We start from the raw sequence: 21,309 nt of genomic DNA on the forward strand, positions 1-21,309 counted from the left end.
CGACCAGCTGTCAAGTCCCCGCGCGCGCATGCGCGTCCGGTGCCACACTTTCTCCATGACGTCGGCAGTTGATCCGAAGGTCCCGCACACCACGACGGACGTCCTGATCGTCGGCGCAGGGCCGGTCGGCCTCGCGCTCGCGGTCCAACTGCGGCGCAACGGCGTCGAGGTCCTCGTCGTCGACCGCCGGACGGAGCGCGCGCCGTACGCCAAGGCGATCGGTGTCTCGCCGCGCACCCTCGAGGTCTTCGACTCGATGGGCGTCGTCCGCGACGTGATCGACGCGTCGATCACCATGCGTGGACAGCAGATCCGCCTCGGTGAGGGCCCGCCGCAGACCCTGGAGTTCGTTCTCCCGGACGCCGTCCCCTACCGGGCGATCGGCCTCCCGCAGTACGCGACGGAACGCATCCTCTCGGAGGCACTGGCGGCGCACGGCGGCGCTGTCACCCGTGGCGTCGAGGTCACCGGGTTCGACGACCGCGACGACTCCGTGACGGCGACCCTCGACGGACCCCACGGGCGGTCGACGGTGTCGGCCCGCTACCTGGCCGGGTGCGACGGCGCGCACTCGCTGGTACGGAAGACGATCGGGGCTGCCTTCGAGGGCGACGCGTTCCCCGAGGAGTACATGCTCGCCGACGTCGAGGTGGACTGGAATCTGCCGGGAGGCTACGGACTCCGGGCGATGCACCGGACCGACGGCACGATCGACGACATCCTGGTCGCCATCCCCCTGCCGCACTCCAGCCCGGGACACAAGCGGTACCGCATCTCGATGCTGGTGCCGGACGAGCTCGCCACCCGGCCCGCCGAGGGCGAGGTGGCGCACGGCCTCGAGGGCGGCCGCGCCCCCGAACTCCACCACGTCCAGGCCGTGCTCGACCGCATGGCCCCGGAGCCGACGACGGCGTCGAACATGCGTTGGTCGTCGGTGTTCCGCATCAGTCATCGCCTCGTCGACCGCTACTCCCGCGGGCGGGTGTTCCTCGCGGGCGACGCCGCGCACATCCATCCGCCCACCGGCGCCCAGGGCATGAACACCGGCATCCAGGACGCCTGCAACCTCGCCTGGAAGCTGGCACTGGCGGTGCGGGGCCGGGCCGCCGACGGGTTGCTCGACACCTACCACCTCGAACGGCACCCGGTCGGCGAGGAGGTGGTGGGGCGCACCGTCCGCAACGCCAGGGAGGGTATCGGGGCAGACGAGCCGGATCTCTCGGTCGTCGCCCTCCGCGAGGCACAGCTGCTGATCGCCTACCCGGACAGCCCGATCACCGAGGGCGCCGCCGGACGGGCCCCCGATGCGCGGGGACTCGTCCAGGCATGCTCGCCCGTGCCGGTCCGCGCGCACGACCTGTTGCGGCACACCGCACACACCCTGTTCCTGTGGGCTTCCACGGCCGACGAGGCGATGCGGCAGGAACTGCTCGCGCGTCGCGTCGGCGAGCGGTACGGAGACCTGGTCCGCTGCTACGTGATCACAGCGGCTGCCGACGCGGACGCGTCGGGAATCGTGTTCCTCGACGGAGCGGGCGAGTTCGCCGGCGTCTACGACACCCGCCCCGGGTCCGGCCATGTCGTCCGCCCGGACGGGTACCTCGGCGCGGTTCTCGACCCGATCACCTTCGAGGCGATCGCGAAGCACCTGTCCCGGACTCTCGCCTGACCCTCACACCTCGCCGTCGACGATCGACTGGATCACCGAACCGTAGCGGCGGATCAGGGATTCGCGGTCGAGCACGTCCTGGCCGAGGAGCTCGAAGTGACGCATCGCTGCCCCCAGTCCGAGCAGTTGCGCGATCACCAGCTGTGTCCTGACCCGATCCTCGGAGGTGTCGCCTATGCGGTCGGCGATGGCGTCCAGGTATCGCTGCCGGGTCTCGTCCCGCGCCGCCGCGGGGTCCGCCGATTCGCGGATGAGGATGGGTGCCATCGCCCACGGTTCCGCCTCGTCGTTATCACGGCGATCGACCAGGCGACGCGCGAGCTGGCGTCCGATCGGTTCCTCCTCGACGAGGTGCTCCTCCAGCACCGCAGCCGCCGACGGATCGGCCGCGGCGAACAGCTCCGCCTTGCTCCCGGTGAGTTTCATGACGAGCGCGGGAGAACACCCGGCAGCCGCGGCGACGTCCTTGATCGTTGTCGCGGTGTACCCCCGGCGGGAGAAGAGTTCGCGCGCCGCCGCGATGACGGTCTCGCGGGTCGACGGGGCCGTCACCCGACCCCCACGGGCCGTAGATCGTCGGAACCTGCGGGGTGCGTCCCGACGGCCGCCTCGGCGAGGTCGAGGTTCACCTCCGCCGTGCGGGTGAGCACGGCGACATGTCTGGCGCAGGTTCGTCGATCCGGTCCGAGCACCGTGACAACGTAACGGCCGGTCGGAGGCTGCGCCAGCTCGTAGCTGCCGTCGGCGTCGGTCCGGGTGCTGGCGACGTGTTCGCCCGTGACCTTCACGAGGCTGACGACGGCTCCCCCGCACGGCCGTCCGGCGACGGTCACCACGCCACCGAGCCGCAGGCGTTGGGCGAGTACGACAACGGGCCTGTCCGACACACCACCGAGATCCATCACGTTCGACGCGGGAGCCCAGCCGTCCGCGCTCGTGACCACCAGGTAGGGCCCGGGCGCCGGAAGCACCACGGAGAACTCACCGTCGTTGTCGGCGCGGCTCCAGTCGACGGGTTCGCCACCGGTGCTCAGGACCGTCACGACCGCCTGCCGGATCGGGCGGCCGGCGCCACTGCGAACCGTGCCGCTGATCACCAGTTCGGCGGGAGCCTCGTCGTCTCGGGTCTCGGCGGTTGTCGAGGCCACTCTCTCCGACGACTCCGCGCCCGGAATGAACAGTGCGACAGCGGTCGCCACCACGGCAGCGAGCGCGGCCAGCGTGAAGATGATCTGGAACGCGACGAGCGACGGCAGCTCCACGCCTGCGACGTCCATCGTGACGGTGGTCAGCACCGCGGAGATGATCGCGCTCGACACCGACGTCCCGACGGATCGCAGGAGCGCGTTGAGCCCGTTGGCGGACGCTGTCTCGGTGATGGGAACCGACCCCATGATCAGCATCGGCATGGTCGCGTAGGCGATGGCGGTTCCGGCGGTGACGAACATCGCGCCGAGCACGATGAGCACGATCGAGCCGGTGAGGAAGATCCGGGTGCAGTAGGCGACGGCCATCACCGCGGTTCCGATCAGCAGTGTGTGCTTCGCTCCGATCACGCCGATGAGACGCCCGGCAATGGGCGCGAACACCACCATCATGAGTCCGGCGGGCACCATGCACAGTCCGGCGGTGAGCACGGTGAGGCCGTGCCCGTAGCCGGTACCGACGGACATCTCCAACTGCTGCGTGGTCGACATCATGTTGGCGTACATCGAGATTCCGACGAGCAATGCGGAGATGTTCGTGAGCAGAACGGGCCGGCGTGCCGACGTCCGCAGGTCGACCATCGGCTGGTTGACCCGGAGTTCGAACGGGAACCAGATCACGAAGGCGACCGCGGAGACGGCGAGCGCGATCAGCGTCCGCTCACTGGCCCACCCCCAGGTGCCGCCCTTCGAGATACCCAGGAGCAGCGAACCGAGGGCCGTGGACAGCAGGAGCGCGCCGCCGAAGTCGAAGCGGCCCGGTGTGCGTACCGGCGATTCCGGGACGACGGCGAGAACCGCGAGGAACAGCGCCACGCCTGCGGCGGCGGAGAGCCAGAAGATCGCCTCCCAGCCCAGATGCTCGAAGACCAGTCCCGACAGCGGAAGTCCGAGCGCGGATCCGATCCCGAGAGTCGCGCTCATCATCGCGGTCGCGCCCGCGACCTTTGACTTCGGGAGTTCGTCACGCAGGACCCCGATACCGACCGGCACGAGCGCGGATGCGAGCCCCTGGAGGCCGCGGCCGGCGAGAACCAGGACGAACGTGCCGCCAAGCGCGGCGAGCAGCGATCCGGCCACCATCGTCCCGAGGGAGACGAGCATCATGCGCCGTTTGCCGAACATGTCGGCAAGGCGCGACACGATCGGGGTGGCGACGGCCGCCGTGAGCAGGGTGATCGTCACCAGCCACGATGCGGTCGGGTAGTCGACGTCGAGGATGCTCGGGAAATGGCTGAGTAGCGGGATGACGAGCGTCTGCTGAAGCGCGACGACGATGCCCGACATGCAGAGCACCACGGTGAGGATGCGGGACGACGAGCGCGTCGCCGTTTTCGCGTGAGCCGACAAACGACCGACCTCCGAACTGCACGACTGCGTGCGACGACAGAAGGGGTGAACAGCTGTTCACCCCTTCTAGGTGAACACACATTCACCCCTCGTCGCAAGCTGCCGTCGTCAGGCGGCCTCCTTCGCGAACTCTCCGGCCGCGGCCCACGCCTCGCGTTCGGCGGCGAACGCCTCCGCCTGCGTCGCCCGGAACGCAGCGATCGAGTCGGCGTTGTCGGCGATGAAGCGTTCGTGGTCGGCGAGCGAGAAGCTGCCCTCGGTGATCTGCACGCCGCCCGATCCCCCGGCCGCGGTGTCCGCGCGCAGCTCGAGCAGCTCGTCGGGCTCGACCGGGTACCAGGAGATCCGGTCGAAGAACCGCAGCAGCCAGGGCGTGCCGTCCTCGAAGGCGGCCGCGTTCTCCGGATAGCGGTGGTTCCACACCTGGGTGGTGCGGCCGACGAACTGGTAGCCGCCGGGGCCCTCCATGCCGTAGATGCACAGGTACGCGCCACCGATCCCGACGGCGTTCTCCGGGGTCCACGTCCGGGCCGGGTTGTACTTCGTGGTCACCAGCCGGTGCCGCGGATCCAGCGGTGTCGCGACCGGCGCACCGAGGTACACGTCGCCGAGTCCGAGCACGAGGTACTGGGCGTCGAAGACCGTGTCGAATACGTCGGCGACGGTGCCGAGCCCGTTCATGCGGCGGATGAACTCGATGTTCCACGGGCACCACGGCGCATCGGACCGGACACCGTGCATGTACCGCTTGATCGCCTCCCGCGTCGACGGGTCGTCCCAGGCGAGTGGCATCCGAACCTCGCGGCTGGGCACCACCAGTTGCGACGACTCCGGGATCCGGTCCTCCACCGCACCGAGCAGGCCCATCAGCTTCGGGACGGGCAGCACGTCGGGATCGACGCGGACCTGCAACGACCGGATACCGGGCGTCAGGTCGAGCAGGCCGGCCGGACGTTCCTCCTCCAGCCGCTGATGCAGGGCGTGCACCCGGGCGCGCAGCGCGAGATCCAATGTCAGGTCACCGTATTCGACGAGCACGTTGTCGTCGCCCGAGCGGCGGTAGGTCACCGACGTCGCACCGTCCCGGCGGGCGATGACGCCGTCGTCGCCGTCGCCGCCCGCAGAGAACACCGCCGGCAGTCCCGCGCGTCGGTCGACGCCGAGGGCCCGGGAGGACGCGGCGTGCGCACCTTTCACGGGCACGAAACGGACCGTGTCGCCAGGGCTGAGCTGTCCGAGCTTCCACCGCTCGGCGGCGACGACGGTGACCGGGCAGACGAATCCGCCGAGGCTCGGGCCGTCGGGTCCGAGCAGGATCGGGGTGTCGCCGGTGAAGTCGAGCGCGCCGACCGAGTACGCGTTGTCGTGGATGTTCGAGGGGTGCAGTCCCGCCTCCCCGCCGTCCGTGCGGGCCCAGTCCGGTTTGGGGCCGACGAGCCGGACGCCGGTGCGATCCGAGTTGAAGTGCACCTCGTAGTCGGTGGCGTAGAGGGTGTCGATGTCGGCGCGGGTGAAGAACTCGGGCGCACCGTGCGGACCCTCGGTGACGGCGATCTCCCACCGCGAGGCGAACACCGGCACGTGTTCCCCCGGAACCGATTGTGCGGCATCGTGGTTCACGGCCGCGTCACCAACCGTCAGCACGTCACCCGCCTGCAGCACGCGACCTTCGTGACCGCCGAACCTCCCGAGAGTGAAGGTGGCTCCGCTGCCCATGTAGTCGGGGACGTCGATGCCGCCCTGAACCAGCAGGTAGATCCGCAGCCCGGGACCGCTGACGGTGCCGACGTCGAGGAGTCCGCCGGCCTGCACCGTGACCGGCTGCCACATCGGCACGGCGGCGCCGTCGACCCGAACGGGCACCGGCGCACCCGTCACGCAGACCACGGTGTCGGCGGCGAAACGGAGGGCGGGACCGGACATCGCGAACTCCAGCCCCGGCGCGCCCTCCGGATTTCCGACGGCGACGTTGCCGAGCCGGAACGACAGGTCGTCCATGGGGCCCGAAGGCGGCACACCGATCTGCCAGTACCCGACCCTGCCCGGCCAGTCCTGGACGGTGGCCAGCATTCCGGGTCGGTCGACCAGAACCGTGCTCACGACTGCTCCTCGCGGGTGACGATCATGCGGACCTCGGTGGGATCGAAGCCGTTGCAGGGGTTGTTGATCTGCGGGCAGTTCGACACCAGCACGAGGGCGTCGACCTCGGCGCGGAGCGCGAGTCGCTTGCCGGGCGCGGACAGCCCGTCGACGATCCCGAGGGTGCCGTCGGCATCAACGGGAACGTTCATGAAGAAGTTGATGTTGGACACCATGTCCCGCTTGCCGAGGCCCCACCGAGCGCCCTCGATGAGGAAGTTCTCGACGCAGGCGTGCTGGTGCCTGGTGTGGTGGCCGTACCGCAGGGTGTTCGACTCCTGGGAGCAGGCGCCGCCGACGGTGTCGTGGTTGCCGACCTCGTCGCCGACGATCGTCATCAGCGCCGAGCCGTCGTTGGCGCGGAGCACCGATCCGGTGGTGAGGAACAGGCCGCCCTGAGCGGAGACGGTCGCGGCGGCGTCGTAGCGGACGGCGTGGTCGGCGGCCGAGTAGATCAGCGTGTCGACGGCCTGGTTGCCGTGCAGGTCGACGATGGTGAGCACGTCGCCGGCACGGACGACGGCGGACCAGGGTCCGCGGGCGCCGGCAATCTCGTCGAGGACGACGGTGCCGGGAACGAGTGTCAGGGACTCGGCAGCGAGGGTGGCGGTCATCGTGCGTCCTTCCCGAACCGCGCAGCGGTCCAGCAGTCTTCGGTGTTGAGTACGGCGCGGCGGTACTCGGGATCGTCGTTCGGCAGGCTGTCGAGGTCCTCGGTGGCCTCCCAGGCGAGCACCTCGAGGGAGGTGGTCGGGTAGTCCTCCGCCTGGTCGAGCGGATGCGCGGTGTTGGCGATCAGCACGACGACCGGCAGGTGCACGAGCAGTTCGACGGCGGTGTCCGGTCCGGCGTTGCCAGTCGGCACCAGGGTCCCGCCGTCCTCGACGCGCACACCGTGGAAGAACGAGATCGAAGGCGGTAGGTCCCGCGGCGCCAGGTCGTGCTTGGCGGCCGCGAGGGTGAACAGCTCACGTCCCGCAGGCGAGTCCGAGTGGACCGTGCCCGCGCCGTACTTCGCCGTGTTGCCTGCGAGGTGCGTGGTCCCGCAGAAGGTGTCGTGCCGACCGGAGGTGTCGGCGACGACCGTCGCGAGCACCCGACCCTGGTCCGAGAGGAGAGGGTGCCCCACACCGAGGTACGCCTGCCACGGGACCTTCACGGTGTCGGCGACGTTGAGCCGCTCGTGCAGGGCGTCGGCGCGGTACAGCAGGATGTTCGCGCACGCTCGGCCGTCGATGTCGCGGAGCCGGATCCGGGTGCCACGGGCGAGCACCTTGCTGGTGTACCGGCCGCCGGGGACGGTCTCTGCCCAGGTGAGGCGGGTGGCGTCGATACCTTCGGGCGGCGTCGGCCACGACGAGGCGGGCAGGACCGGCATCGAGTCGGTGATCGACCCGGCCTGCGAACGGGCGTGCTCTCGGGCGGCTGTCGTGGTGGCGGTGCTGGCGGACACGGTTCAGGCTCCGATCGTGACGGGGTTGGGCACGGCCTTGCCGCGCGGGTAGCAGAGGACTCCGACGAGGACGACGGCCGCGATGGACAGCGGGCCCGCCCACTGCAGAACTGGGTATTCACCTGTGGGGTTGAAGATCTCGGCGCGCGGCCATGCCAGGTTCACGACCATGAGCGAGCCGTAGACGACGGCGGCGATGTTCACCGGCACGCCCCAGATTCCCAGGGTGAACAGCGGCTTGCCCTCGGCGTCGAACTGCGGTCCACCGTGCGGCCAGCCCTTGAGCCGTCGCACCAGCAGCGGCACGGTGACGAGCAGGTAGGCGAGGTAGATCAGGATGATGCAGACGCTGGACAGGGTCGTGAAGATCGCGGAGTTGCCGACGTTGACACCCAGGACCGCGATGCACAGCACGCCGATGAGCACGGACGGCGCGATCGGGGTTCCGGTGCGGCTGTTGACCTTCGACAACACCGACGAGGCGGGCAGTCGGCCGTCGCGGGCCATCGAGAACATCAGTCGCGACGCGGCGGTCTGGATCGCGAGGGTGCACACGGTCACGGCGATCGCGACGTCGATCAGCAGCAGGGTGCCCCACGGGGATGACAGGATCGAGTTCAGCACGTAGGGCAGGCCCTCGGTGGCGAGGCGTCCGTCGGTGAGGCTCGGCGCTGCCATCAGCGCGCCGACGATCATCAGACCGCCGCCGAGTGCGGACACCGACAGCGCGAGCCGGATGGTGCGGGGGGCCACGCGGCGGGGGTTGCGCGTCTCCTCGGCGAGTTCACCGGCGGAACCGAACCCGACCATGACATACGCGGCCATGAGACCGGAGACGATCCAGGCCCAGATGTATCCGGGCTGGGTGCCCTGGACCCCGGTGTCGAAGACGACCTGGGGGCCACGCTCGGCATGGGTGAGGAACATGCCGATGACCGCGATGACGCCGACGATCTCGCAAGTGACGCCGATGTTGTTGATCCGCGACATCCAGTTGACGCCAACGCAGTTGATCGTGGTGGTGATCACCAGCAACACCGAACCGAGGAGCACCGCGTTGGCGGCGCCGGACGAGGAGGTGAGCGCGGGATCGTCACCGATGACCTGGAATCCGCTCCACACGTTGGGAAGCACGACCTGCAGTGCGATCGCGGCGGCGGACGCGGTGACGATCTGCGCGAGGATCATGAACCAGCCGGCGAACCAGCCGATCACCTCGCCGGCCATGCGGCGCGACCACTGGTAGATCGCGCCGGAGATCGGGTAGCGCGCCGCCAGTTCCGCGAAGCAGAGGGCGACCATGAACTGACCGACGAAGACGACCGGCCAGGTCCAGAAGAAGGCGGGCCCGGCGAATCCGAAGCCGAGGCCGAACAGCTGGAAGATGGTGGTGAGAATGGAGACGAACGAGAAACCGGCGGCGAAGGATGCGAACTTGCCGAGGGAACGATGCAGCTGCTGCTCGTACCCGAACTCGGCGAGATCTCCGTCGTCGCCGGTCTTGGATGCGACCGTCGTCATGTGCGCTCCTGCGAGGTGCGGCGGGCTAATTCCTGTCAGTCGACAGTTTTGACGTCGGCCGTTTTCTGACGATGACTCCCACGTTTCCGCATGTAGACAGTGCGTTGCAGTTCGATTTCGTGCGTTACGGGGCCATTGCCGATCTCTCACACCGTCGCGGACAACCGTGTGCTGCCAGGATGAACGCATGAACGAACCGCTCGTCGTCCGCGACGCCGCGATGCGACCGGTGGCCGAGCTGCTCCGCGGCACCCCTCCGACCTGCGGTCCGGACGCCACCGTCGCCGAGGCCGCGCGCCTGATGACCTCCGGCCGCGCCCGCTACGTCCTGGTGTGCCTGGATGCCGGTCGACTGGGCATCCTCACCGAGGGCGACCTCCGCAGGCGGGTGCTGGGCGCCGGCCACGGCGGGGACGTCACGGTGGCGCAGGTGATGACGGCGCCCGCACTGACAACCCCGGCGACGACCTTGGGCGCCGATGCCCTGCTCGTGATGCTGACCCATGGGGTTCGCCGGTTGCCGGTGGTGTCGGAGACCGGCGAACCGCTCGGCGTCGTCGAGGACACCGATCTGCTCGCCAACGCCACCCGGGGCGGCTTCCTACTGCGCGGGGAGATCGCCCGCGCCGAGGACCCCGAGACCCTGGTCGCCGCCTGCTCGCGGATACCCGCCCTCACGGTGGGTCTGTGGCGGGCACGGGTCGCGGCCCTGGACGTCAGCGCCGTCCTCTCGGTCGTCGTCGAAGCCGCGGTGCGACGCGCCGTCGAACTCGCCGGGGACGAATCACGCTCCCCCACAGCTTGGTTCGGACTCGGAAGCATCGCTCGCCGCGAGGCGGTACCCAGCTCCGACGTCGACAGTGCGTGGTCCGGCGACGAGACCGTGGCGGCTGCGCGGGAACACGCCGCAGCGGTCCACGCACTGCTCGACCGGTGCGGGCTGCGCGCCGACGACAAGGGCGCCGTCGCCGATCGGCCGCGGTTCGCGCGTTCTCCCGACCAGTGGCACTCCGCGATCGAGGGGTGGCTGGCCGACCCCTTCGCCGATCAGGCGCTCGTCATGCTCGGGATGCTGGTGGACAGCAGGATCGCACACGGCGACCCGGCACTGGACCTGGCGGGGCCCACCGCCGAGATGCTGCGGTCGCGGCCCGAAGTGCTGCGACTGCTGCTCAAGGAAGCGGTCGAGGAGAAGGCGCGGATTCCCGCGCGCCGCCGCATCGTCACACGACGTCCGGAACCGGTGGACGTGAAGGTGCACGGGCTGAGCCCGGTCGTGAACATCGCCCGCTGGGCGGGGACGGCAGCCGGTCTCGCCTCCGAATCGACTCCGACCAGGTTGCGGGTCGCGGTCGAACACGGCCTCCTGTCGGACGACGACGGCCGGGTCCTGGGCGAGACGTTCGACGTCCTCACCCAGATCCGACTGCGCCACCAGTGCGAGCAGATCGAACGAGGGCAGGCGCCGACCGACGTGGTGGATCCGGAACTCCTCGGCCCGCTGCAGCGCAGTCTGCTCTCGAATGCCGTGCGCGAGATCGCCGGGGTGCAGCGAACCCTGGCCTACGCGGGACCACCGGCATGACCGAACGTGCCTCCGAGCGCTGGCCCGATCTGTTCGAGGCGCAGGCGGCGACCGTCGTGCACGCGGTGGACCAGGTCGTGGCGGCGGAACGACTGGAGGGCTGGACGCCCGAGCGCACCGACGTCGAGGCCCTGCTGTCGCTGGCCGGCGGCGAACTCACCCCGGACGCCCACATCCGGAACACGCTTGCCCGAGTGACGACTCGCGAGGTGTGGACGCGCAGCCGCTGGTGGGTCCGCCCCCGCCCGTACCTGGTCCGCGGAACGTCGGTGTTGCGCAACCGTTTCGACCTCCGCGATGCCGATCAGTTGCGCGACGTCGAATTCGCGGCGACGGCCGCGCGCCTGCTCGGCGTGCACCTCGCCGGCCCGCCTCCGATCCGCCGCATCGACGCCGACCACATTCGGAACGTGCACCGGCAGGTCTTCGGCGACGTCTTCGGCTGGGCAGGCCAGCATCGGATCGTGGAACTGAGCAAGAACGGCGACGATTTCGCGTCGGTCGCGACGATCGACCGGTATCTGCGCGAGGTGGAGATCGCGATCGCCACGGTGGACTGGCCTCGCGCGGACCGCGGCCGGCTCGCGTACGGGCTGTCGGCGGTGTATGTCACGTACAACCATGCCCATCCGTTCCGGGAGGGCAACGGCCGCACCGGCACACTGCTGCTGCACCAGTTGTGCGCGGCGACCGGGTTCCGCCTCGACCTGTCGGGCATCGAACGGACCGATTGGGTGGCGGCGTCCCGGGATTCGGCACCGTTCCGCAGGGTGGGGGCACCGAGCCCGCGACCGCTGATTCCCCTGCTGGCGCGGGCGCTGCGCCCCGCTCAGTCGAAGCCGAGCCAGGAGTCCGGCGCGAACACCTCGTAGTGGATGTTCGTCGGCGCCACCCCTTCCCGCACGGCAACCCGGCGCATCTTGCGCATGAAGTTCGGTGAACCGCAGAGGTACACGTCGGCGGCGCGGTCCCACTTCCCGTCGCGCAACCGGGAGACGGCGTGCTCGATGTCATCGGCGTACTCGGTGTGGAACGACGACGGCCCCCGGTACACCGACAGCAGTTCGTCGAGCTTGTCGCCATGTGCGAACAGTTCCGGGCGCCGGTCGACGTGAATCACACGGACCGGCCGGATGTCGCCGTGCGACACCAGCCGCTGCAGCAGGCCGACACTCACCGCCGAACCGATACCGGACGAGCCGAGCACCACCGGGTTGCCCTCGCGGATCGGGTACGGGTCCCCGACCGGGATGGACACCACCAGAGGATCGCCGACCCCGACGTCGTCGATCAGCCTGTTGGACACCAGACCACCTCGTACCGCCTCGACGGTGATCTCCCACGTGTCCTGCCACTCTCCCCACACGACGGTGTACTGGCGAATCTGTCGGGTGTCGTCCGGAAACACGACGGATACCGAGACATACTGCCCGGGAACACAGTTCATCATCGCGCCCGGCTGAGTGTCACCGAACGTGAAGGTCCACACCCCCGGGGCGACCTCCCGCTTGCCCAGCACCGTCATCGGCTGCCAGACGTGACCGGCGGAAACACCCGCCGCCTCGTACAGCACGGCTTCCTGCGCCATCAGCGAATTCGCCATCAGCCAGTAGACCTCGTCCCAGGCGGCGGCGACCTCGGGGGTGACCGCGTCGCCGAGCACGTCGACGATCGCGGCGAACAACGCGGTGTGCACGAGGTCGTAGTGGACCTGCAGGATTCCGAGCGACGCGTGTTTGGCCGCGATCCTCGACATCACCTCGTCGACCGGCGGGGCGTCCTCCGTGACGAGCAACGTGGCGAAAGCCGCGACGGCACCCGCGAGGGCCTTCTGTTGTTCACCGTTCGCCTGGTTCGTGCGATTGAAGAGGTCCGACTCGAGCGACGGGAGATTGTCGAAGAGTTGCCGGTAGAAGATCCGGCTGATGTCGCCGAGGTGCTCCCCCACCACCGGCAGCGTCGCCTCGATGATCGGACGCGACGCCGCGGACAGGATCGAGGCCGAGGGAGTGGAATCCGGTGCGTCGACGGAACTGGCCACGATGTCGGACACGGCGAAGGTCAGGCCTTTCGGAGCTTTCCACGTACTGCACTACAACGTCGTCGCGCCGCCCCTGTCCGCGGCACTCGCCTCGTGGAGGCATGGCTACGGCCAGGAGCGTACTCGACGGTCTGCATCGTGTGGCGGGACTGGCAGGATGGTGACGTGACCAACACTGGCCCGGGTCGCCCCCGGCTGACCAAGCAGCGCAGACCCGGACCGACCGCGGCAGCCGAGATCCTGGACGCCGCCGCCGAGCTGTTCACGACGAAGGGGTTCTCGTCGACCTCGACACGCCAGATCGCGGATGCCGTCGGAGTGCGGCAGGCGTCGCTGTACCACCACTTCGCCACCAAGGACGACATCCTCGCCGCACTCCTCCAGGGCACCGTGACGGGCGCACTCGCCGTTGGCGACGAGTTGATCGGACGGCCGGAACCGGCCGCGGTCCGGTTGTACGCCCTGCTCACCATCGACGCGGCACAGTTGGTGTCCGGCCGCTGGAACCTCGGTGCGCTGTACCTGCTGCCCGAACTCCGCACCGAGCGCTTCACCCCGTTCCGGCTCGAGCGGCAGCGACTGCGCGCCCGCTACGCCGAACTGGCGAACCTGGTCCTGGCCGATCTGGGCGAGGACGACCCCGCCCGCACCGGGCTGCCGTTCCGGGTGGTGGAGACGGTCATCAACGAACGCAGCGACGCCGAGAGCGACGGCGGACTCGACGCGGTGGATCCCACGACGGTCGCCGACGCGGGACTGCGCGTCCTCGGCTGGGTGGACGTCGCCGCGCTCCGCGATCCGGCTGCCATGCTCGTGTCCGAACTACGTTCGGGAAACTGACCTCGAATGGCCGGATGTGTGTTCTGCGACGTGATCTCCGGGGCGGCGTCCGCGCACCGGGTGTGGGAGGACGACGCGACCGTCGCCTTCCTCGACCGCCGTCCCGTGTTCCACGGTCATGTGCTGCTGGTCCCCCGGATGCACGTGGAGACCCTCGGCGACCTCCCCCAGAATCAGCTGACACCACTGTTCGGCGTCGCGCAGCGCATCTCGACCGCCGTCGTCGAGGCGCTCGGAGCGCAGGGGTCGTTCGTCGCGATGAACAACGTCGTCTCACAGTCGGTGCCGCACCTGCACGTACACGTCGTTCCCCGTACGAAGGGCGACGGTCTGCGCGGATTCTTCTGGCCTCGAACGACGTATGCGGACGATGCCGAGGCCGCCGGCGTCGCCCGGACGATCAGCCGTGCGTTGGAGTCGAGCGCCACCGACGGATGACACGGGGTCGTCCAGTTGTCGCACTCGATTCGGTCGGCATGCTGCTCGGCGCGGCCGCTGATGAGACCGCGCCGAGCGGGACAACGGCTAGCCCTGACCGCCCCAGGTTCCACAGGTCGGACTGAGCCAGCGACAGGTCGGGTACTCCGACGAACTGTCCCCGGACTCCACGAATGCCATCAAGGAGTAGATCGGGAAGAACACGGCACGAAATGCGATTCCCCCGATATCGCTGGAGGACCAGCCCGGCTCGAGGTCGGACGATGCGGACGGATCCTGCGCGGCTGCGGTGCCTGCACCGGCGCCGACCCCTCCGACCAGCGCAGCAGCAACCGCGACAGACGCCAACAGGCGACGCCCCGAACGTGGTGACATGTGACCCCCTCAGGTGATGGCGGCGGTGCGGCACTCCTCGACCCTCGACGAATGCGACAAACGGCACCGCCCCGGCGCGACGCTACAGGTCGGTCGACCCGCAGTAGTGCGGATTCGAAACATACTGCACCACAGTCACGTTGAGTTGAACGATTCCCACCTGCACCCTACGTAGGCGCACTGCCAGGATCGTCCCGGACCACGCGACCGATCCCGCGACCGGACGCCGAAAGTCGGGGAGTCGCATCGCGCGGTATCTGCGGTTCAATGGCAGCATGCGATGGATCCGCGTGAGCGTGGGCGTGCTGGCCGGACTGGCGATCTGGGGCTTCGCCTTCCTCGTATCCACTCCCGAGACGGTGTGCTACGACCACATGCCGTTCCCGCCACCGCCCGCTCCTGGATACTACGGAGTCGACTACGAGACGACCCGAGCTCCTCTGCCGATTCCTGCAGCGAGATGCACAACGGAGTTGGAAGGCACAGATGTCGCAGCCACCGCATGGGTCGTCGACTGGACGGGCACCGCCCTCGCCGGCCTCGGCATCGTCCTGATGGCGGTCACCTTATGGACCCTGCGGTTGGATGCGCGCGAGCGTTCGACGGCGGGATCACCTGACCGCCCGGGAGATGAGCATTGACCCGGCGTCGCGGTTGGTCGTGGCGAGCCGTCGTGGTCGCCGCGACCGCCACCGCTGCCGTCACGTGGCTGACGGCGGTCGTGAAGGGCCGACGGCTCGCCACGACGGGGAGAGGGGCTGGGCTCGGCCTCTGATCCCGGAGACGGCCAAGCACTGACGGCTGTCGCCGCGCGCGCCCCGTTCGTCTCGGTCGACCACACAGCCCGACAGAGCACCGTCTGGCCCAACACCGAGAGATGCTCTCTACCGAAGACGCCAATGCGGTTCTGGAGGCTCGCGACCGCCTGTCGTACGAATCATGATCAGGCTCAACGCATGTGCGCAGCCTGGGACGGAGCCTGAGAGTCCGACCTGCATTCGGCGTCACGTTCGAACCGACGGGTCGTAGCGTGACCCACCCAGGTCACAGCGGACCGGCGGGGCCCGCATCCGATCCACTCCGCTGTCGTTCGAGGCGGGGACCGGCCTGCTGCACGACGATGGCCGTCCAACCGAAGGCCGCCAGGGGAACAGCGAAGAGCAGCACTCTCCAGTAGGAAGCCCAGTTCACGATCCCCGCGACCGACAACCCCACGAGCAGGACGACTGCCAGCCAGGAAACCCACTGTCGCTTCGCCAATGCCGCCACCAGGGGCGGCGTCGTGAGCAACACACCGAGACCAACCAGCGGCCATATCCCCAGAACGCGCGTGATCGAGTCGTCGCACTGGAAGGAGGAGGTGCGGCCATCATCGAGATACAGTTCGCCACTCTTCGAGCACGACATCGACACGTCAACCATCGGCGAGTTGCCGACCCACAAGGTGATTGCCAATGCAGCCACGACCGAGGCCCACCACACCGCTCTCGACATCTTCGCAGCCTAGCCAGTCACATCGCACTGGAAGCCCGCGAATCTTGCGAACAGCGCCGGTCAACGCTTCCGATTTGTGTGTCGGAGCGGCGTCGGGTTCGAACCGACGGGTCGTAGCGAACAGAACGGCCGGCTCGTCAACCAGCTCCACGCCCTGCTGCGTGAGCTGTTCCCGGGGTGGGATGGAACGCGAGTTCGATACGGAAGACGCTGCCAGCCGCCTCAAGGCATTCCTGCCCGAGACGCAGGCCGATGCGATGCGTAAGAACGTCGCCCTCGACATCGTCGGTGACCTACGGAGGACGAGGTTCCAGATCGAGGACATCACCGCCCGCATCAAGACCGAACTCGCCGCCAGCGGCACGCGGCTCCTGAAGATCCCTGGCGTCGGGATCGTGACCGCGGCCAAGATCCTCGCCGAACCGGGAACCCGACCCGGTTCGCGACCGAGGCCGCGTTCGCGAACTACAGCGGCACCGCACCGATCGAGGTGGCCAGCGCAGACAGGCAGCGGCACCGCTTGTCCCGATCCGGGGACCGCACCCTGAACTCCGCAATCCGCATCGTCGCCGTCACCCAATCCAGGGCACCGAGCAGCGACGGCTACGCCTACCACCAACGGAAGATGGCCGAGGGTAAGACCTCACGCGAGGCGATGCGGTGTCTCAAACGGCAAGTCGCGAAACGGTTGTGGCGCAACATGTGCCGAGATCATCGCGAGTGTCGGCGGTTCCAATTCTGCGATCGGCTTAGGCGAACTGCATTCGACCCGGTTGCCGGGACATGCCTTGGCACATGTCTCACACCAGGGGATTCTTCAAGGCGGACTTTCGCGGCCCGCATCCGATCCACTCCGCTGTTCCAGGTGAGGATTCTTCTGCTACAAGACCACAGCCATCCAACCAAGAGCGGCCAGGGCCCGGTCTATCGAGTCCAGTGAAGCGGAGGGGCTCATCAGTATGCTCAGTGGACATGGGTGGGGACTTGTTGCTGTTGACCGTGATACTCGGCCCGTTCCTGTTACTTGGATGGGCAGCGATTCGGGCGAAGCATCGCGGGCTCGGGGGATCGTTCGTCGGGCCGTTTCAGGAAATGTTTGACCCCGGTGCGGCACGGGCGCAGATGGTGGTCGAGCAGATGGCGGAACTGCCGGATCCTTCCGACTCCGGCGACCCGGACAACGACGACAATGTGCCGTACACGGTGGTGTACAAGGGCGGTCGTCTCCGCATCGACCCTGGTAAGGGAAGGCGGCGCGGAGGTGACGGGACCACTGGTCAGGCTGGGTGAGAACCTTCCTGGCCGCCCCAAACACTGGCACCGGGCGACGATTGGGAAAGTCCTCGCTGGGTCACCGACACTGCCAACCGGACTCGCGCCTGATCGCGCCTGGCATTAGAGATATGACCAGCTGAGACGGGTAAGCGGCTCGAGAGTGTGAGGATCAGGTAGACCTCGGTGCGGGTCGACGCTGCCCTCGTCGACCCGCACCGAGACCACAGGGCCGATGTTCGAACGATTCTGGGCTTGACAGAACACACAGGAACCCTCCGATTCAGGGCGACAAGCGCACGTAGACCTGCTAATATCGAACACATGTTCGAGTTGGGGGATTCGACAGAGACACCGGGAGCGGTCGCTTCCGGACTGCTGTCGCGACTCCCCGAGTCGGACTGGACCGGAGCTCTCCGCGAACATCACGCAGCCGTCGCGCGCGCACAGTTCACGGAAACCGACGCCGTCACCACCCTCTACCTCGCGCGCTGCGCGGAGGATGCGCGCCTCGGCCGCAACGATGCAGTTCAGGGCGAGTTCGTCGGCGCCGAGGTCGGGCACATCCTGCGCCTCACCGAACGCAGCGCGCAGCGACTCATCGAACTGGGCCTCGACCTGCGCTGGCGACTGCACCGCACCTCGATCGTCTTCTCGGCGGGCGGCATCGACCAGGCACGGGCATTCGCGATCTCCGACGCCCTCGCGAACGTGTCCCCCAACAAGGTCGACCTGATCGAACAGCTCCTCCTCGACGACGCCGAGCACCTGAACACCACCACCCTCCGAGCGAAGGCCCGTCGATTGATCGCCCGTCACGATCCCGATGGTGCGGCAGAGCGCAGGCGGCGCGCCGAGGACGATCGAGACGTGCGGATCCGCGCGAACGACGACGGAACCTGCGCCGTCGAGGGCACCCTCCCCGGTCCGGCCGGACAGGTCGTGGCAATGCGACTGCGCGCCATGTGTTTCGACGCGTGCGGTCACGACCCGCGCACCTTTGCACAGCGCCGAGCCGATGCGCTCGTCGCGCTCGCCGAAGGCGGCACACGACTGGAATGCCTGTGCGGCCGATCCGACTGCACGAAGCAGTCCCCAGCCGAGCCCGAGACCGCCCCACCTACCGACCATGAGGCGAGCAGCGGCATCTCCAACCCAGCCGCGCTACCGCCGCTCCCACCCGCGACGGTTCACGTCAGCGTGAACGTGACGACCCTGCTCGGCCTGGACGATCTCCCCGGATTCCTGGCCGGCCACGGAGCCATCGACGCCGACCTCGCTCGCGAGATCGCCTCCGACGCGACGTGGCGAAAGATGCTGACACTCAACGACACCGATCGCACTGCGATCGTCGACGCGCTCGCAGACCAGATCGTCGAGCCGGACACGGCCGGCGACACCGCCCGAGCATCGACCCGACACCTGCCGCACGGCCCGATACTCGGGATCGGTCGTGCACTGAAGTCCGCGGGCGTCACACCCACAGCCATTCGAGCACGCACCAAGAACCACCGAGAACACCTCACCTATCGCCCCTCGACCCGCTTGGCCGACGTCGTGCGGGCTCGCGACGGACACTGTCGATTTCCGGGCTGCGTCGTGCGTGCACGGTCGTGCGACCTCGACCACACCGTTCCCTTCGACCACGACGATCCCGTAGCGGGCGGACGCACGACCGAACAGAACCTCGCATGCCTGTGCCGTCGACATCACCGTCTCAAGACCGAAGGTCTCTGGACCGTGCGGCAACTCGGCGGGGGTCGTCTCGAATGGACAACCCCTGCCCGCGACACCGTGACCACCACACCGGGCGGCGCTGCCTCCGCCGACGAGGAGATCGCCGCCGCACTGGGCCTCACACTGACCGACTCGGCCACACTCGAACGACACTTCGGACCACACCGGGGCCGGGACGCCGCGAGCGACCTGTACTTCCTGATCGAACTTCACCAACCGGTGCCGAGCCGCGCGTTCGACCTGCGCCGCGTGGTGATCCCGCAGCAGGACGTCCTCATCACTGTTCCGGCCACGGTCCGGACGCGGACACCGGAAGCCGATCCGGCGCCGTTCTGACGTGCGCACATCCTTGACGGCGCCACCTGAGGCTTCCCCTATTGACAACATGCTGTCAAATATGACAGCATGTTGTCATGACTGAGACAGTGCACGTGGCCCTGTACGACACCTTCGCGGACTGGGAGATCGGGTACGCGATCGACCACGTCAACAATCCCGAGTGGCAGAAACAGCCCGGGCGATACTCCGTCGCCACCGTCGGCGCGACGCTCGATCCGGTGACCACGACCGGCGGGCTGCGGATGCTGCCGGACACCACACTCGACAGGCTGAAGCCGAGCCACAGCGCGATGCTGATCCTCGCCGGCAACAACGTCTGGAACACCGACCGGTTCACGCCGTTCGCGGACAAGGCGCGTGAGTTCCTCGCTGCAGGCGTGCCGGTCGCGGCGATCTGCGGAGCGACGGGCGGACTCGCACTCGCGGGCCTGCTCGACGACCGGGCGCACACCAGCAACGCGGCCGAGTTCCTCGACGGCCTGGGCTATGCGGGCGGTTCGCGGTACGTCGACGAACCGGCCGTCACCGACGGCGACCTGATCACGGCCACCGGTATCGCGCCCGTCCACTTCGCGCGGGAGATCTTCCAGCGGCTCGACCTGTACGAACCCGACGTCCTCGACGCCTGGTTCGCGCTCTACGGGCTGCGCGATCCGGCCGGCTTCTACGCGCTCGCAGAACGGTGACCGAGAATCCCGACCAGCGGCTTCTGAGCGGACTCGCACTCGCGTCGTTCCACCTGAACGGGCAGTTCCTCGACGTGGCCGAGGACCTGGCACGACCCGCCGGACTGACGGCGGCGTGGTGGCAGGTCCTCGGCGCGGTCCTGCACACGCCGCAGTCCGTCGCAGACATCGCCCGGGACATGGGCATCACCCGTCAAGGCGTGCAACGCGTCGCAAACCTACTCGTCGACAAGGGCTTGGCGGAGTACCGGACGAACCCTGCGCATCGCCGCGCGAAGCTCGTCGCCCCGACCGCAGCAGGACTGGCCGCGGTGGACGGAATCGACCCGACCCACGCCGAATTCGCCGCCCGGCTCGTCGCCGAGGTCGGCGCCGACGAGCTGGCCCGAACACTCGTGGGAATCAGGGCACTGTCGGAAGCACTCGACCGGCTCGCCGACAGCGCACTCGACCGACTCAGTCCGTGAGCCGCACGACCTCGTCGTCCGTGAGGACCGTCTGCGGGATCCGGTTCGACTCCCGCGCGAGCCGGACAGCGCGGTAGAGGGGCCGCTCCTCCAGGCCCGCTCCGCGCGCCTCGCAACGCAACTGGCCGATCAGTGCGGACGACATCGCCACCGCGGGCGCGAGTTCCCCGGACACCAGCCCGTCCGCGAGCGCCCGCAAGGGCAACACCTCGAGTTCGCGTCCGCCGTCGTCGGTGTACAACGCCAGCGGAACGGTGACCTGACGGTTCCCGTCACCCACCTTGAGCGCCACCTGGGACACCCGCCCGCTGCGTACCAGCAGTTCCGCGCTGACGGCGTCGGCGAGATCCACCGACTTCGTGCGCAGTCCGCTGTGCGCGTGAACGACCGTGCCGGACATCCACATTCGGCGGCGCGACGCGAGGAACGCGGACAACGCGGTCGGCAACGCGATCACCACCGCGACGAGCGATCCGATGCCGGGTCCGGTGAACAGGCCGACAACGAGGCCGATCACCAGGCCGAGGCCGACCGCCCCGAAGGCCAGCCTGCGCAGGCGCGGAGCGATCAGGCGCGCCGGGATCAGGTCCAGTTCGACTGCCCCGGCATCACCGGTCGGCAAGCGCGGCACCCACTTCGGCGACCACCGAGTCCACGGACACCTGCGGATCATCGCCGGACGCCAGGTCCTTCACGCC

At 68.6% G+C, this 21,309-nt stretch carries 20 protein-coding genes and 1 pseudogene; 12 read left to right on the top strand and 9 right to left on the bottom strand.

From position 1 onward, the window contains the following. The first annotated feature begins 55 nt into the window (after positions 1 to 55). Positions 56 to 1,669 (top strand): FAD-dependent monooxygenase, encoded by a 1,614-nt coding sequence (locus tag ACFSJG_RS17085; protein WP_378486415.1) that lies wholly within the window; start codon positions 56 to 58, stop codon positions 1,667 to 1,669. 3 nt (positions 1,670 to 1,672) lie between these two features. Here ACFSJG_RS17085 and ACFSJG_RS17090 read toward each other — a convergent pair whose 3' ends face one another. From ACFSJG_RS17090 to ACFSJG_RS17115, 6 genes are all read right to left on the bottom strand, one after another. Next, positions 1,673 to 2,221: a TetR/AcrR family transcriptional regulator gene (locus ACFSJG_RS17090; protein ID WP_378486416.1), complete on the bottom strand. Its 549-nt coding sequence runs from the start codon at positions 2,219 to 2,221 to the stop codon at positions 1,673 to 1,675. Beyond that, positions 2,218 to 4,161 (bottom strand): MFS transporter, encoded by a 1,944-nt coding sequence (locus ACFSJG_RS17095; protein WP_378486417.1) that lies wholly within the window; start codon positions 4,159 to 4,161, stop codon positions 2,218 to 2,220. The genes ACFSJG_RS17090 and ACFSJG_RS17095 overlap by 4 nt, the downstream gene beginning before the upstream one ends. 171 nt (positions 4,162 to 4,332) lie before the next feature. Further along, positions 4,333 to 6,294: a 5-oxoprolinase/urea amidolyase family protein gene (locus tag ACFSJG_RS17100; RefSeq protein WP_378486463.1), complete on the bottom strand. Its 1,962-nt coding sequence runs from the start codon at positions 6,292 to 6,294 to the stop codon at positions 4,333 to 4,335. 26 nt (positions 6,295 to 6,320) lie between these two features. Then, a complete protein-coding gene (locus ACFSJG_RS17105) occupies positions 6,321 to 6,977 on the bottom strand; it encodes an urea amidolyase associated protein UAAP2 (RefSeq protein WP_378486418.1) in 657 nt (218 codons plus the stop codon). After that, complete coding sequence (locus ACFSJG_RS17110) at positions 6,974 to 7,816, bottom strand: urea amidolyase associated protein UAAP1 (protein ID WP_378486419.1); 843 nt, start codon at positions 7,814 to 7,816, stop codon at positions 6,974 to 6,976. The genes ACFSJG_RS17105 and ACFSJG_RS17110 overlap by 4 nt, the downstream gene beginning before the upstream one ends. A gap of 3 nt (positions 7,817 to 7,819) precedes the next feature. Continuing rightward, complete coding sequence (locus ACFSJG_RS17115; protein WP_378486420.1) at positions 7,820 to 9,337, bottom strand: amino acid permease; 1,518 nt, start codon at positions 9,335 to 9,337, stop codon at positions 7,820 to 7,822. 187 nt (positions 9,338 to 9,524) lie between these two features. Between ACFSJG_RS17115 and ACFSJG_RS17120 the strand changes: the two genes are divergently transcribed. Together ACFSJG_RS17120 and ACFSJG_RS17125 are read left to right on the top strand one after the other, a co-directional pair. Further along, positions 9,525 to 10,922, top strand: a complete 1,398-nt coding sequence (locus ACFSJG_RS17120; RefSeq protein ID WP_378486421.1) for a putative nucleotidyltransferase substrate binding domain-containing protein — start codon at positions 9,525 to 9,527, stop codon at positions 10,920 to 10,922. Next, positions 10,919 to 11,794, top strand: coding sequence for a Fic family protein (locus ACFSJG_RS17125; protein ID WP_378486422.1), 876 nt, complete (start codon positions 10,919 to 10,921; stop codon positions 11,792 to 11,794). The genes ACFSJG_RS17120 and ACFSJG_RS17125 overlap by 4 nt, the downstream gene beginning before the upstream one ends. On the opposite strand, the gene ACFSJG_RS17130 is transcribed toward ACFSJG_RS17125, so the two are convergent. Further along, positions 11,752 to 12,975 carry a globin domain-containing protein gene (locus ACFSJG_RS17130; RefSeq protein WP_378486423.1) on the bottom strand — a complete coding sequence of 408 codons (1,224 nt, stop codon included), beginning with the start codon at positions 12,973 to 12,975 and terminating at the stop codon, positions 11,752 to 11,754. The two genes, ACFSJG_RS17125 and ACFSJG_RS17130, sit on opposite strands and share 43 nt — an antisense overlap. Positions 12,976 to 13,128: 153 nt before the next feature. On the opposite strand from ACFSJG_RS17130, the gene ACFSJG_RS17135 reads away from it, so the two are divergent. From ACFSJG_RS17135 to ACFSJG_RS17145, 3 genes are all read left to right on the top strand, one after another. After that, complete coding sequence (locus tag ACFSJG_RS17135; RefSeq protein ID WP_378486424.1) at positions 13,129 to 13,803, top strand: TetR/AcrR family transcriptional regulator; 675 nt, start codon at positions 13,129 to 13,131, stop codon at positions 13,801 to 13,803. 6 nt (positions 13,804 to 13,809) lie between these two features. Continuing rightward, the gene (locus ACFSJG_RS17140) at positions 13,810 to 14,241 is read left to right on the top strand and encodes an HIT family protein (protein ID WP_378486425.1); all 432 of its coding nucleotides are present in this window, start codon (positions 13,810 to 13,812) and stop codon (positions 14,239 to 14,241) included. Positions 14,242 to 14,906: 665 nt separating this feature from the next. Beyond that, positions 14,907 to 15,257 (top strand): hypothetical protein, encoded by a 351-nt coding sequence (locus ACFSJG_RS17145; protein WP_378486426.1) that lies wholly within the window; start codon positions 14,907 to 14,909, stop codon positions 15,255 to 15,257. 403 nt (positions 15,258 to 15,660) lie between these two features. Here the strand turns inward: ACFSJG_RS17145 and ACFSJG_RS17150 are convergent, their stop codons facing one another. Next, complete coding sequence (locus ACFSJG_RS17150; RefSeq protein ID WP_378486427.1) at positions 15,661 to 16,110, bottom strand: ABC transporter permease; 450 nt, start codon at positions 16,108 to 16,110, stop codon at positions 15,661 to 15,663. A 182-nt stretch (positions 16,111 to 16,292) separates the two neighbouring features. Between ACFSJG_RS17150 and ACFSJG_RS17155 the strand changes: the two genes are divergently transcribed. From ACFSJG_RS17155 to ACFSJG_RS17180, 6 genes and pseudogenes are all read left to right on the top strand, one after another. Further along, complete coding sequence (locus tag ACFSJG_RS17155; protein ID WP_378486428.1) at positions 16,293 to 16,658, top strand: hypothetical protein; 366 nt, start codon at positions 16,293 to 16,295, stop codon at positions 16,656 to 16,658. Continuing rightward, positions 16,592 to 17,050: pseudogene (locus ACFSJG_RS17160) on the top strand (hypothetical protein); the annotation flags it as partial. The gene ACFSJG_RS17155 and the pseudogene ACFSJG_RS17160, both read left to right, overlap by 67 nt. A 32-nt stretch (positions 17,051 to 17,082) precedes the next feature. Further along, positions 17,083 to 17,400, top strand: a complete 318-nt coding sequence (locus tag ACFSJG_RS17165; RefSeq protein ID WP_378486429.1) for a hypothetical protein — start codon at positions 17,083 to 17,085, stop codon at positions 17,398 to 17,400. A gap of 306 nt (positions 17,401 to 17,706) precedes the next feature. Next, a complete protein-coding gene (locus tag ACFSJG_RS17170; protein ID WP_378486430.1) occupies positions 17,707 to 19,455 on the top strand; it encodes an HNH endonuclease signature motif containing protein in 1,749 nt (582 codons plus the stop codon). Positions 19,456 to 19,532: 77 nt separating this feature from the next. Continuing rightward, positions 19,533 to 20,144, top strand: a complete 612-nt coding sequence (locus tag ACFSJG_RS17175; RefSeq protein WP_378486431.1) for a DJ-1/PfpI family protein — start codon at positions 19,533 to 19,535, stop codon at positions 20,142 to 20,144. Then, positions 20,141 to 20,611: a MarR family winged helix-turn-helix transcriptional regulator gene (locus ACFSJG_RS17180; protein WP_378486432.1), complete on the top strand. Its 471-nt coding sequence runs from the start codon at positions 20,141 to 20,143 to the stop codon at positions 20,609 to 20,611. The genes ACFSJG_RS17175 and ACFSJG_RS17180 overlap by 4 nt, the downstream gene beginning before the upstream one ends. Here the strand turns inward: ACFSJG_RS17180 and ACFSJG_RS17185 are convergent. Then, positions 20,601 to 21,233: a hypothetical protein gene (locus tag ACFSJG_RS17185; protein WP_378486433.1), complete on the bottom strand. Its 633-nt coding sequence runs from the start codon at positions 21,231 to 21,233 to the stop codon at positions 20,601 to 20,603. The genes ACFSJG_RS17180 and ACFSJG_RS17185 overlap by 11 nt on opposite strands. Between the last annotated feature and the right edge of the window lie 76 nt (positions 21,234 to 21,309).

This window comes from Rhodococcus gannanensis, assembly GCF_042681175.1.
Lineage (GTDB): Bacteria > Actinomycetota > Actinomycetes > Mycobacteriales > Mycobacteriaceae > Rhodococcus_G > Rhodococcus_G gannanensis.

Coding starts and splice junctions, on each gene's coding strand:
- ACFSJG_RS17095 (WP_378486417.1), bottom strand. CDS start 4,161: ATGTCGGGCATCGTCGTCGCGCTTCAGCAGACGCTCGTCATCCCGCTA.
- ACFSJG_RS17170 (WP_378486430.1), top strand. CDS start 17,707: ATGTTCGAGTTGGGGGATTCGACAGAGACACCGGGAGCGGTCGCTTCC.
- ACFSJG_RS17105 (WP_378486418.1), bottom strand. CDS start 6,977: ATGACCGCCACCCTCGCTGCCGAGTCCCTGACACTCGTTCCCGGCACC.
- ACFSJG_RS17165 (WP_378486429.1), top strand. CDS start 17,083: ATGGGTGGGGACTTGTTGCTGTTGACCGTGATACTCGGCCCGTTCCTG.
- ACFSJG_RS17140 (WP_378486425.1), top strand. CDS start 13,810: ATGGCCGGATGTGTGTTCTGCGACGTGATCTCCGGGGCGGCGTCCGCG.
- ACFSJG_RS17155 (WP_378486428.1), top strand. CDS start 16,293: ATGGAACGCGAGTTCGATACGGAAGACGCTGCCAGCCGCCTCAAGGCA.
- ACFSJG_RS17115 (WP_378486420.1), bottom strand. CDS start 9,337: ATGACGACGGTCGCATCCAAGACCGGCGACGACGGAGATCTCGCCGAG.
- ACFSJG_RS17150 (WP_378486427.1), bottom strand. CDS start 16,110: ATGTCGAGAGCGGTGTGGTGGGCCTCGGTCGTGGCTGCATTGGCAATC.
- ACFSJG_RS17085 (WP_378486415.1), top strand. CDS start 56: ATGACGTCGGCAGTTGATCCGAAGGTCCCGCACACCACGACGGACGTC.
- ACFSJG_RS17175 (WP_378486431.1), top strand. CDS start 19,533: ATGACTGAGACAGTGCACGTGGCCCTGTACGACACCTTCGCGGACTGG.
- ACFSJG_RS17120 (WP_378486421.1), top strand. CDS start 9,525: ATGAACGAACCGCTCGTCGTCCGCGACGCCGCGATGCGACCGGTGGCC.
- ACFSJG_RS17100 (WP_378486463.1), bottom strand. CDS start 6,294: ATGCTGGCCACCGTCCAGGACTGGCCGGGCAGGGTCGGGTACTGGCAG.
- ACFSJG_RS17125 (WP_378486422.1), top strand. CDS start 10,919: ATGACCGAACGTGCCTCCGAGCGCTGGCCCGATCTGTTCGAGGCGCAG.